Annotated in this window: 11 protein-coding genes and 1 tRNA gene; 8 read left to right on the top strand and 4 right to left on the bottom strand. The window is 67.5% G+C overall.

Annotated features, from left to right (window positions below):
- Positions 1-191: 191 nt before the first annotated feature.
- From CQW49_RS20335 to CQW49_RS20345, 3 genes are all read right to left on the bottom strand, one after another.
- Positions 192-758 (bottom strand): DUF6163 family protein, encoded by a 567-nt coding sequence (locus CQW49_RS20335; RefSeq protein ID WP_003611613.1) that lies wholly within the window; start codon positions 756-758, stop codon positions 192-194.
- Between the two features lie 250 nt (positions 759-1008).
- Positions 1009-2538, bottom strand: a complete 1530-nt coding sequence (gene trpE / locus CQW49_RS20340; protein WP_003611611.1) for an anthranilate synthase component I — start codon at positions 2536-2538, stop codon at positions 1009-1011.
- On the bottom strand, positions 2535-4442 hold the full coding sequence (locus CQW49_RS20345) for a SurA N-terminal domain-containing protein (RefSeq protein WP_003611609.1): 1908 nt from the start codon (positions 4440-4442) through the stop codon (positions 2535-2537). The genes trpE and CQW49_RS20345 overlap by 4 nt, the downstream gene beginning before the upstream one ends.
- Before the next feature lie 244 nt (positions 4443-4686).
- Between CQW49_RS20345 and CQW49_RS20350 the strand changes: the two genes are divergently transcribed.
- Positions 4687-5280 carry a hypothetical protein gene (locus CQW49_RS20350; RefSeq protein WP_003611607.1) on the top strand — a complete coding sequence of 198 codons (594 nt, stop codon included), beginning with the start codon at positions 4687-4689 and terminating at the stop codon, positions 5278-5280.
- A 177-nt stretch (positions 5281-5457) separates the two neighbouring features.
- On the opposite strand, the gene CQW49_RS20355 is transcribed toward CQW49_RS20350, so the two are convergent.
- On the bottom strand, positions 5458-6435 hold the full coding sequence (locus CQW49_RS20355; protein ID WP_003611604.1) for a Tim44 domain-containing protein: 978 nt from the start codon (positions 6433-6435) through the stop codon (positions 5458-5460).
- A gap of 120 nt (positions 6436-6555) precedes the next feature.
- On the opposite strand from CQW49_RS20355, the gene CQW49_RS20360 reads away from it, so the two are divergent.
- From CQW49_RS20360 to CQW49_RS20390, 7 genes are all read left to right on the top strand, one after another.
- Positions 6556-7107, top strand: coding sequence for a dihydrofolate reductase (locus tag CQW49_RS20360; protein WP_003611603.1), 552 nt, complete (start codon positions 6556-6558; stop codon positions 7105-7107).
- 44 nt (positions 7108-7151) lie between these two features.
- Positions 7152-7228, top strand: a tRNA-Pro gene (locus tag CQW49_RS20365).
- Between the two features lie 140 nt (positions 7229-7368).
- A complete protein-coding gene (locus tag CQW49_RS20370) occupies positions 7369-7644 on the top strand; it encodes a hypothetical protein (RefSeq protein WP_003611601.1) in 276 nt (91 codons plus the stop codon).
- Between the two features lie 2 nt (positions 7645-7646).
- Positions 7647-8753: a 2'-deoxycytidine 5'-triphosphate deaminase gene (locus tag CQW49_RS20375; protein ID WP_003611599.1), complete on the top strand. Its 1107-nt coding sequence runs from the start codon at positions 7647-7649 to the stop codon at positions 8751-8753.
- A gap of 111 nt (positions 8754-8864) precedes the next feature.
- Positions 8865-9998 carry a 4Fe-4S dicluster domain-containing protein gene (locus CQW49_RS20380; protein WP_003611598.1) on the top strand — a complete coding sequence of 378 codons (1134 nt, stop codon included), beginning with the start codon at positions 8865-8867 and terminating at the stop codon, positions 9996-9998.
- Complete coding sequence (locus CQW49_RS20385; RefSeq protein ID WP_003611596.1) at positions 9995-10459, top strand: cyclic nucleotide-binding domain-containing protein; 465 nt, start codon at positions 9995-9997, stop codon at positions 10457-10459. Before CQW49_RS20380 ends, CQW49_RS20385 begins: the two co-directional genes overlap by 4 nt.
- Complete coding sequence (locus CQW49_RS20390) at positions 10443-11273, top strand: FAD/NAD(P)-binding protein (RefSeq protein WP_193787558.1); 831 nt, start codon at positions 10443-10445, stop codon at positions 11271-11273. Before CQW49_RS20385 ends, CQW49_RS20390 begins: the two co-directional genes overlap by 17 nt.
- The last annotated feature ends 2 nt before the right edge of the window (positions 11274-11275 follow it).

The following is an 11275-nucleotide window of genomic DNA, read 5'->3' on the forward strand; positions in this document are numbered from 1 at the left end:
CTCGTCTATTCGCGCCGGAAGTTCAGCTCCGGTCTGATCATGGGCGGACCTTAGAGGGCGCGAATGAAGACCGCTTTAAGCAACAGTCTGAATCCGCCGTTTACCTCCACTACCGCTCGCGCGGTGAAGTCGCGGTAAATAGATTCACTCGAATTTTTCGCACTTTGTCGCTTATTTGCACGAGGCGCGGCTTACAGCCGATCGAGCTTCGCCAGCGTCTCGCGCATGTGGCGAAGCCAGCGCTGCGCGCGGCTCTCGGCGACCTCGATTTCGGGCGCACGGCGGCGGCGGCGCTTCTCGCGCAGCCTTTGCGCTTCATAATCGCGCCCGGCTTCGAAGGTCAGGAAAAAATACAGGCCGATGAGCGCGAGATCGAAGCCGACGAGCCAATAGCCGCCGAAGAAGAAGCCGGGCGACGTCGTCGTCACGAAAATCTGCGCGCTGGCGATCAGCAGCCACAGCACGCCGCCCCAGGGCGTCGCCAGCCACAGGCCGACGCCGGCGATGAGATCGAGCACGGCGAAGAACACGATGGCGATCGCGACATGGGTCGGCAGAGAGTCGAAGATCGGCTGCGCGGATGTGAGCATGAGGCTCCATTGCATCACGCCCTGCGCCAGCCAGAACAACGCCATCACGCGCATGAACAGAGTGAGCAGCTGGCCCCAACGCGTCGCTTCGTTGGAGACGCTCGCCTCGCCGACGCGGATCGGCCGATGCGGATCGTCGGCCTCGTCGTAGCTCGCGTGCTCGGTCAAGCGGAGCCTCTTTCGCCGCGTGCGTCGACGCGAACCACGACTCTCGACGCGCGCTCCTTCTCCCGCTCGCGGGAGAAGGTGGCCCGACGAAGTCGGGTCGGATGAGGGCGCCTCCGGTTTGCGCCTCTGTGAACAATTGCGAGATCGCTGTGGCGGCGTGGGCCCTCATCCGACCCCGCTTCGCGGGGCCACCTTCTCCCACAAGTGGGAGAAGGGGACGCCTTTGCTTGCAATCGTCCTCGCGTCATCGCTACTGCCCGCGCCGCGCCCGCGTAGCGAAGCGCACGGCCTCCTCCGCGGCGCGGAACAGCGCCTTCGATTTGTTCACCGTCTCGCGATGCTCGTAGTCGGGATTGCTGTCGTAGACGACGCCGGCGCCCGCCTGCACATGCATCGCGCCGTCCTTCACGAGCGCTGTGCGCAGCACGATGCAGGTGTCCATCTCGCCGCCGGCGCCGAAATAGCCGATGCAGCCGCCATAGGGCCCGCGCTTATCGGTCTCCAATTCGTCGATGATCTCCATAGCCCGCACTTTCGGCGCGCCGGACACCGTGCCGGCGGGAAATCCCGCGGCCAGCGCGTCGATGCAATCATGCGCCGGATCGAGCGCGCCTTCGACATTGGAGACGATGTGCATCACATGGCTGTAGCGCTCGATGGCGAAGCTGTCGGTCACATTCACCGTGCCGGTGGCGGCGACGCGGCCGACGTCGTTGCGACCGAGATCGAGCAGCATCAGATGCTCGGCGCGCTCCTTCTCGTCGGCGAGCAGATCGGCGGCGAGGCGCTCGTCCTCGGCCTTGTCGGGGCTGCGCCAGCGCGTGCCGGCGATCGGGCGGATCGTCACCTTGCCCTCGCGCACGCGAACGAGAATCTCGGGCGAGGAGCAGACGATCTGAAAGCCGCCGAAATCGAGAAAGCAGAGAAAGGGCGCCGGATTGACGCGGCGCAGCGCGCGATAGAGCGCGAAGGCGGGCAGAGCGAAAGGCGCGGTGAAGCGCTGCGACAGCACGACCTGAAAAATATCGCCGGCGCGGATATAGTCCTTGGCGCGCTCGACCATCTCGAGGAAGCGCGCGGGCGCGGTGTTGGATACGGGCTCTTGCGCCAGCAGCAGCGGATCGGCCTGGGTCTCGCGCTGGTCGAGCGGCGTCTCCAGCGTCGCCACCACGGCGTCGAGACGCGCGAGCGCGGCCTCATAGGCGGGTCTCGCCGCGACGCCGGGCTGCGGCCGCGCCGGCGTGACGACGATGATCTCGTCGCGCACCGTGTCGAACACCACCATCACCGTCGGGCGCAGCAGGATCGCGTCGGGAACGCCGAGCGCATCCGGCTTGGCCGGCGGCAGGCGCTCCATCAGCCGCACCGTGTCATAGCCGAGATAGCCGAACACGCCCGCCGCCATGGGCGGCAGATGCGCGGCTTGGTCGACCGCCGATTCGGCGATCAGCGCGCGCAGCGCGTCGAGCGGCGGCGCGTCGCAGGGCTCGAAGGCCTCGCGCTCCTGCAGCGCGCGGCGGTTGATCGAGGCCTTTTCGCCGTCGATGCGCAAGATGACGTCGGGATCGAGTCCGATCATCGAGTAGCGGCCGCGCGCGGCGCCGCCTTCGACCGATTCGAGCAGGAAGCTGTTCCCAGCTCTTTCGCGCGCGAGCTTCAGATAGGCCGAGACCGGCGTTTCGAGATCGGCGACGAGCCTCGTGACGACGAGCGCAGCGCGCCCCGCCTCGTGCTCGGCCGCGAAGGCTTCGAAGGACGGCTCGAACGGCGCCTCGCTCACTGGTCCTGTTCTCCGCCGGTCGCGGCTTCCAGCGCTTTCTGATTGATGCTGACGTTGTAGATCTTCTCCAGCGCGCCGACATATTGCTCGAGAATGTCGTTGGTGAAGGCGGGCTTCATCTGCTCCGCCGCCGCCTTGGCCTCGAGCGAGCTCGCGTCATAGGGCTGCGTCGTCGCATTCTCGACGCGGAACACCAGCCGGCCGCCGTCGACCGCCACCGAGCCCGCGCCATGCACGGGCGTGTCGAAGACGGCGATGATCGCGGCGTTGGGGATCGCCGGGTTGGGCGCGCGCTTCACATCATTGGCGCGCCGCGATTCGGCACCGGCGGATTTGGCGACGTCCGCGATCGTCTTGCCGGCGCGCAGCTCCGCGGCCAGCGCGTCGGCCTTGGCGGCGAGCGCCTTCTGCAGCCGCTCCTCGCGCACCGCGATCTCGACGTTCGGCTTGGCTTCCTCGAAGCTGCGCTGGCGCGCCGGCTCGACCTTCGCCACCTCGAACCAGAGATAGCCGCCGTCGCGCGTCGCCACCGTGTCATTGTCGACGCCGACGTCGGAGGCGAAGGCGGCCTTGAGCAGATCTTCCGAGCCGAAGACGCTGGGGATCTCCTGGCCGGCCTTGTCGCGGCCGCTCGCGTCGGTCGCCTCGACGGCCACGACCTCGAGCCCGAGCGACTTCGCCGCTTCGGCCAGCGCCTTGCCGCCGGCCCGCTGGTCCTCGATCGCGTCATGGACCTTCTGAACCTGCGGCGCCGCCCGCTCGCGGGCGATCTCGCCGCGCAATTCGTCGCGCGTCTGCTCGAAGCTGCGCGTGACGACGCTCGGGACGATCTTCTCGATCTCCAGAATGGCGTAGCCGAAGGCGGTCTGAACCGGGCCGACGAAGCCGGGCTTTTCCGGCGCGAACACCTTGTCGGACAGCTTGATCTCGCCGAGGTCCTTGGCCTCCAGCAGGCCGAGGTCGATATCCTTGGTCGCGAGCTTGCGCTCCGTGGCCAGCGCCTCGAAGGAGAGCCCGCCCTCGAGCCGCTTCAGCGCCGCATCGGCCTCGTCCTTGGCGGCGAACAGAAGCTGGCGCAGATGGCGCTTCTCCGCCGTTCCGTAGCGCTTGGTCTTGACCTCGTCATAGAGCTTGCGCGCCTCCTCCTCGGAGACCTCCTGCGGCTTGGCGAGGCTCGCCGGCGTCGCTGCGAGAATGACGAGCCTGCGATATTCCTTGGCGCGGAAACTCTGCTCGCGATCCTCGAAATATTTCTTCAACTCCTCCTCCGAGGGGGCGGCGATCTCGCCGGCCGCGGCGGCCGGCAGCTCGAAATAATCGACGTCGCGCGCCTCGTTGCGGAAACGGTGCAGCGCCTCGAGCACGAGCTGCGGCGGCTCCATCGCGCCGACGACCGAATCGGTCAGCTCCTTACGCACATAGCCGCTCTTCTGCTCGGCGAGGAAGCTGCGCTCCGTATAGCCGGCGTCGCGCAAAATCTGCTTGAAGCGGTCGGAGTCGAACTTGCCCGTCGGGCCTTTGAACACATTCTCGTCGCGCACGAGCTTCAGCACGTCGGGGTCGCCGATGGCGAGGCCGAGCGCGCGCGCCTTCTGATCGAGCGTGAGCTCGGTGATCATCCGCTGCAGCACCTGCTCGTCGAGCCCGTAACGACGCGCCTCCTCATTGGTGATGGCGCGGCGGGCGCGCTGCTGCAGGCGGCGCAGCTCGTTCTGATAAGCGCCGCGATAGGCCTCGACGGTGATCTCGCCCGAGCCGACCTTGGCGAGCCTTTTGGTCGAGAAGCCGCGGAACACGTCGCCTATGCCCCAGACTGCGAAGCTCAGCGCGATGAAGCCCATCACTATGCCGAGAATGACGCGGCCGATCCGATGTTGCGAGGCGATGCGCAGGCCTTCCAGCATGACGTTCTCGTTTCCCTTGGGCGCGGCTGATCCGGCTCTTTGCGTGGGTCTTCGGCCGGAATTGGCGCGGACTATAGGTAGCGTCGCCTCCACTTGCAATCGCGCCGTCGTCGCCCGCTCGGGCGAGGCTGTGCGCGCACCGGCCGCGCGACATCCGGGGGAACCGAAGCGGCGGCCCTCGCGTTTGGACGCCCTGGGGGGCGCCGCGGACTCTCTCGTGGAGCTCGCGATCCGGAGTGTGCAGATGAACCTCATGAAGACACTGACGATCGGCGCGGCTGCGCTCGGATGGCTCGTTTTGGTTGGCCAGGCCGGCGCAGCGCCGTCAGGCAAAGAGGCGAAATATGCCGCCGCGACCCGTTACGAGAGCGGGAGCCGTCCCGCGCAGAAGCAGAAATGGAGTTCTTCGTCGCATCGTTCGGTCACCGGCCGCTCGGCCTATGCGCCGCGCGGAATGTCGGCGCGCTGCGCGGGGCAAGGCGGCCGCCTGATCGTCGGGCGCAGCGGCGACTGGCGCTGCGTGACGAGAAGCGGGCGTTCGATCTATGTGCCGAAGAGCGGACGCAGCGCTTATTCGCCGCGGGGCAAGGAGATGTATCATCAGCGCGGAATCAAGGGCGGCCGTTCGCTCGAACGGCCGCATGGCTCGAACGAGATACAGCCGCGTGCGACCCTCGCCGCCATGAGCGGCGGCGCCGAAGGCCGGTCTGTGCAATCTCCGAAGATCGCGCCGCAGGGCGGCGCGATGGGAACGCATGGCCGCGCGCCCTATAGCGATATCCCGAGCAAGCCCCTGAGCAAAGGCCGCTCCGGCGCGGCGCCCAAGCAGAGCCGCTGAAGATGAAGCGAGGAGCCCGGCCCTGCGCCGGGCTCCACTCTCTCGTTGCAATGAAAGAGCGAGGCTGAAGGCTCGCGGTCCAGGGCCCGGGTTTGGACCGCGAGCCTTCAGGCTCGCTTCTTTAAAAAGAAAAGCGCCCCTCTCGGGGGAGGGGCGCTCGATCTTCGAATGGGTGTCTCAGGTCGTCTGCTGAATGGCCGAGAGGCGCCAAGCCTCCGGGCCGCGTCCCGCCGGCCGGCGGAACGTCCAGACTTCGGTCGATTGCGTCGGCGTCGCGTCGCCTCGCACCACCCTGCCGGTGGCCCGTTCGACGAACTGGTCGACGAGCGAAAAGCGCATGGCGACAGTCGCATATTCGTCGCCGCCCTCGCGCCAGGCCTCGGCGAGATCGCCCTGCAGCAGCTTCACGCCGGAGATGCGATTGACCACCCCCTCGCGCGCGTTGGACTTGAGGTCCTCCGCGAAATAAGAGGCCATTTCAGGCGTCGTCAGCGCATCGAGACGCGCCACATCCTCGCGGCTATAGGCCTCCTGAGTCTCGCCGAGCAGCCGCTCGAAAGCGGGAAAATCGGCCTGCGACAGAGAAATAGGGGCGCTGCGCTCCGGCGTCTGCGCGCCGCCGCCGCCGGGAAAGCCCATGAAGCCGAAGCCCGGGCCGCCCGGACGCGGGCCGGCGCCGCCGGTCCCGCCGAAGGCCCCGGCGAGCTTGCGGCCGGCGAACCACTGGAAGGCGAGGCGCGCCAGAAAGAAGATCAGCGCCAGCTGCAGCAGCAGGCCGATCATGGAGGCGAAGCCGCCGAGCCCGCCGCCGAGACCGTGGCCGGTCAGCATGCCGAAGAGGCCCGCGCCGAGCAGGCCGCCGGCGAGGCCGCCGAGCAGGCCGCGTCCAAAGGAGCCCATGCCGGGCGACGGAGCGGGATTGAAGGCGGGACGGTTCATTCCCTGAGCCTGCGGCGTCTCATAGGATCGCTGCATCGGCGCGGCCGGGCGCGGCGCGGTATTGGTGGCCGGCGGAGCCGAGAAGCTGCGCGAGCCGCGGCTGCCGGAGCTCATGCCGCCGCCCATCTTGGCCTCGCCGACCGCCGGCGCGAGCGCCAGCAGCGCGGCCAGAGCGAGCGCCGACAAGGATTTAAGGTGCGATGTCCGCAACGACATGTCTTTCCTCGAACGTGGGGCCCGCGGCGCGGAATCGCTCGGGCGCGTCATATATAGGAATGCGTAGCCGCAGAGGCAAAGAGCCGATGGCTAAAAATCGAACGGAAGGATAGCGAAGCCTTGACGCCTACACTGACATTCGTGGTCGCGGCGGCGCGCAACGGCGTGATCGGGGCGAGGGGGCGGACCCCCTGGCGGCTGCCGACCGATCTGAAGCGGTTCCGCGAGCTCACCTGGGGGAAGCCTCTGCTGATGGGGCGGCGCACCTTCGATTCGATCGGCCGTCTCCTGCCCGGGCGCGAGACTCTCGTGCTCTCGCGCGATCCGTCCTTCCATCCGGCGGGCGCCCATGTGGCGCGCACGCCGCAGGAGGCGCTGCGTCATGCCGAATCATTGGCGCTGGCGATGGGCGCGCAGGAGGCCGCCGTGGCCGGCGGCGCCGAGATTTTCGCGGCCTTTCTGCCTCTGGCCGATGTGATTCATCTGACCGAGGTGGCGCTGACGGTCGAGGGCGACGCGATTTTTCCCGCGCTCGATCCCCGCGAGTGGCGCGAGACGGAGCGCCTCACCCCGCCGCGCGCCGCCGAGGACGAGGCGGATTGCGCCTTCGTGCGGCTCGAGCGAACGAGTGGCCGAGAAGCGCAAACAGCTGTTGCAGGCGAAGAAGCGTGAAGCTATAAGCCCGTCACCAGCGGCGGCCGATACGGCCCGCCTGTCGGAGTGTAGCGCAGCCTGGTAGCGCACCTCGTTCGGGACGAGGGGGTCGGAGGTTCGAATCCTCTCACTCCGACCATTTCCATTCAGCTCAGCTCTTACTTTCGGTGCCGGCGATGGCGGCGCGGGCCTGACGTCAGCTCACCGAAAGCCTGATCGCGCGCTGGACGCGAAGGCGTAGCCGAGCCATATTTCAAAGCGCTCGGGAAAGGATACGTGATGAGCGCGGTCGCATTCGACACCCTGAAATTCGCCCGCAAGCTCGAGGCCGGCGGATTCACGCAGGCCCAGGCGACCGCGGCCGCAGAAGCTTTCGCCGACGCCACGAGCCAGGAGCTCGCGACGAAGTCCGACCTCGCCGCGACGAAGGCCGAATTGAAGGCCGACATCGAGCTCGTGAAGCGCGATCTCAAAATCTGGTTCGGCTCGGTCATGGTCGTCGCCGTCGGCGTGATCCTCGCCGCGATCCGTTATCTGCCCGCCGGCCATCCCTAAAGATGGCCGATCCCGCTTCTTTCGGCGTGCTCTCCTGCGAGCAGATCGCCGAGCTGACCGCCGCCGGCGCTATTGTCTCCACTCGGCCGATCGAGGACGGCCAGCGCCAGCCGGCGAGCCTCGATCTGCGGCTCGGGCCCAAGGCCTATCGCGTGCGCGCCAGCTTTCTGCCGGGCAAGGGCCGCAGCGTCGAGGCGCTGCTCGCCGAGCTCTCCTATGACGAGATTGCGCTCGGCGGCCGCGGCGCCGTGCTCGAGCGCGGCTGCGTCTATGTGATCCCATTGCAGGAGAGCCTCGCTCTGCCCGCCGATGTCGCAGCCGTCGCCAATCCCAAGAGCTCGACCGGCCGGCTCGACATCTTCACGCGCCTCATCACCGACGACACCGAAATTTTCGATCATGTCGCCGCCGGCTATGAGGGCCGTCTCTACGCGGAGGTGTCGCCGCGCAGCTTCAGCGTGCGCGTGCACGAGGGCTCGCGGCTCGATCAGATGCGCTTTCGCCGCCGGGGCGCCGCCGATCTCCTGCTCGCCGACGCGGCTCTCGCCGCCGAGCATGCGCGCGCGCCGCTCGTCGACGGAGATCTCACCTTGCGCGACGGCGTGATCCTGCGCGTCGCGCTCGATGGTCTGGCGGGAGACGTCGTCGGCTATCGCGCGCAGAAGCACGCCGACGTCATCGACGTCGATCTCGTCGATCATTATGCGATCGAGGACTATTGGGAGCGGTTGCCGCTGCGCGCGAGCCGCAAGCTCATTCTCGATCCGGACGAGTTCTACATTCTCGCCTCGCGCGAACGGCTGCGCATCCCCGCGCATCTTTCGGCCGAGATGATGGCGATCGATCCGGCGATGGGCGAGTTCCGGGTGCATTACGCCGGCTTCTTCGATCCCGGCTTCGGCTGCGCCGCGCAAGGGCGGCCGGGAAGCCGCGCCGTGCTCGAGGTGCGCAGCCATGACGTGCCTTTCATTCTCGAGGACGGGCAGGTGATCGGCCGCCTCGTCTACGAGCCGATGTCGGCGGAGCCGAAGCTCGTCTATGGCGAGGTCGGCGGCTCCAACTACCAGGGCCAGGACCTGAAGCTCTCCAAACATTTCAAGGCGCCGTGAGCCGCGGCGACGGGCCGCGTCGACCTTTGTCGGAAAACGGCAATAATCCGGTGAGATGAGAGACGCTGGCCGCGGCGGGCGATATATTTCGGCGGGCTTCCGGAGCAGGGCATGGGCGAAGGCGCGCGCGTTCCCGCGATCATCGACGAGACGGGCCTGCAGGCGTTGCTCGGCGCACTGCGCGCGCGCGGCTATTCTCTGCTCGGGCCGAGCCTGCGCGACGGAGCGATCGTCTATGACGAGATCGCCGATGTCGCCGATCTGCCGCGCGGCTGCGGCGACGAGCAGGACGGCGGCCATTATCGCGTCACGCAGCGCGGCGACGACGCTCTGTTCGGCTATGCCGTCGGCCCGCAATCCTGGAAGCGCTTTCTGCACCCGCCGGTGCTGCGCCTGTGGCGCGCGCGGCGCGAGGGCGACGAATTGCGCGTCGAGGCTGAGCCCGAAGGAAGTGAAAAATACGCCTTCATCGGCGCGCGCTCCTGCGAGCTGCACGCCATCGCCATTCAGGACCGCGTGCTGATCGGCGGCGAGCATGTCGATCCGCATTATCGCGCGCGGCGTGAAAACATCTTCGTCGTCGCCGTCAATTGCGGCGTCGCCGGCGGCGCCTGCTTCTGCGTGTCGATGAAGACGGGACCGAAGGCGACATCGGGCTATGATCTCGCGCTGACGGAGCTGATCGGCGACGATCATCGCTTTCTCGTCGAGATCGGAACCGAGGATGGCGGGGAGCTGCTCGGCGCCCTGGCGCATCGCGACGCGAGCGCGAGCGAGATCGCCGCGGCGGAGGCCGTCGTCGCGCAGACGGCGGCGAATATGGGCCGCTCGATGCAGCCCGATGTGGCGTCGCTGCTCGCGCGCAATCTCGAGCATGAGCGCTGGGACGAGGCAGCGTCGCGCTGCCTCTCCTGCACCAATTGCACCATGGTTTGTCCGACCTGCTTCTGCACCTCGGTCGAGGATGCGAGCGATCTCTTCGGCGCCGAAAGCTCGCGCTCGCGGCGCTGGGACTCCTGCTTCACCATGGATTTTTCCTATATTCACGGCGGCAGCGTGCGCAGCAGCGGCAAGTCGCGCTATCGCCAATGGATGACGCATAAGCTCTCGACTTGGCACGATCAGTTCGGCACGACCGGCTGCGTCGGCTGCGGGCGCTGCATCGTCTGGTGTCCGGTCGGCATCGACATTACGGAGGAGGCGCGCGCCATCGCCGAGAGCGAGACGAAAGGAGGCGCGACATGATCGAGGGTCTCGAACATATCGTCGCGGCGCATGCGTTCTTCGCCGGCCTGGAGCCGTCCCTTGTCGCGCTCGTTTCCGGCTGCGCCAAGAATGCGCGTTTTGAAGCCGGCAAATATCTGTTCCGCGAAGGCGAGAGCGCCGATTGGTTCTATCTGCTGCGCGAGGGCCGCGTGGCGCTGGAGCTGCGCGATCCGGCGCGCGGCGCCGTGACGCTGCAGACCCTCGGCCCGGGCGAGGTTTGCGGCCTCTCCTGGCTGGCGCCGCCCTATCGCTGGAGCTATGACGCGCGCGCGCTCGACAACGCGCGCGCCATCGCCATCGACGCCGCCTGCCTGCGCCGCAAGAGCGAGGCCGATCCGCGCTTCGGCTATGAGATGATGAAGCGCTTCATGCCGCCGCTGATCGAACGTCTGCAGGCGACGCGGTTGCAGATGATCGACATCTATGGCGCCCATGGCTGACCACGATCCGATGATTCCGCGCGTCGCGCATGTGCGCAGGAAGCAGCGCGAGCTCGTTGATGTGGCGACGTTGGAGATCGACGCCGGAGAGTTTTTCTTCGCGCCCGGCCAGTTCAACATGCTCACCGTCTTCGGCGTCGGCGAGGCGGCGATCAGCGTCAGCGGCGATCCCGCCGATCCGTCGCGGCTCGTTCATACGATCCGCGCCGTCGGCGCCGTGTCGCGCGCGCTCACCGAGCTTTCTGTCGGCGAGCCGATCGGCTTGCGCGGCCCCTTCGGCCGCGGCTGGCCGATGGATGAGGCGCGCGGACGCGACGTCATCGTCGTCGCCGGCGGACTCGGCCTCGCGCCTTTGCGTCCGGCGCTCTATCGCCTCTTCGCGGAGCGCGAGAATTATGGCCGCGTCATTCTGCTCTATGGCGCGCGCAGTCCGCAGGACATCCTCTTTCGCGACGAGCTCGAGCAATGGCGCGGGCGGCTCGACGCCGAGGTGGAGGCGACGGTCGATCATGCGCGCGGCGATTGGCGCGGCAATGTCGGCGTGGTGACGAAGCTCATCGCGCGCGCCGTTTTCGATGCGCCGAACGCGCTCGCCATGCTGTGCGGGCCGGAGATCATGATGCGCTTCGTCGCCGATGCGCTCGGCGACAGAGGCGTGGCGCCGGAGCGCATCCATCTCTCCATGGAGCGCAGTATGAAATGCGCGATCGGCTGGTGCGGCCATTGCCAGTTCGGACCGGTGTTCATCTGCCGCGACGGGCCGGTGTTCACCTATGCGCAATTGCGTGGCCTGCTGGCGACGAAGGAATTGTGAGC

Source organism: Methylosinus trichosporium OB3b (assembly GCF_002752655.1).
Taxonomy (GTDB): domain Bacteria; phylum Pseudomonadota; class Alphaproteobacteria; order Rhizobiales; family Beijerinckiaceae; genus Methylosinus; species Methylosinus trichosporium.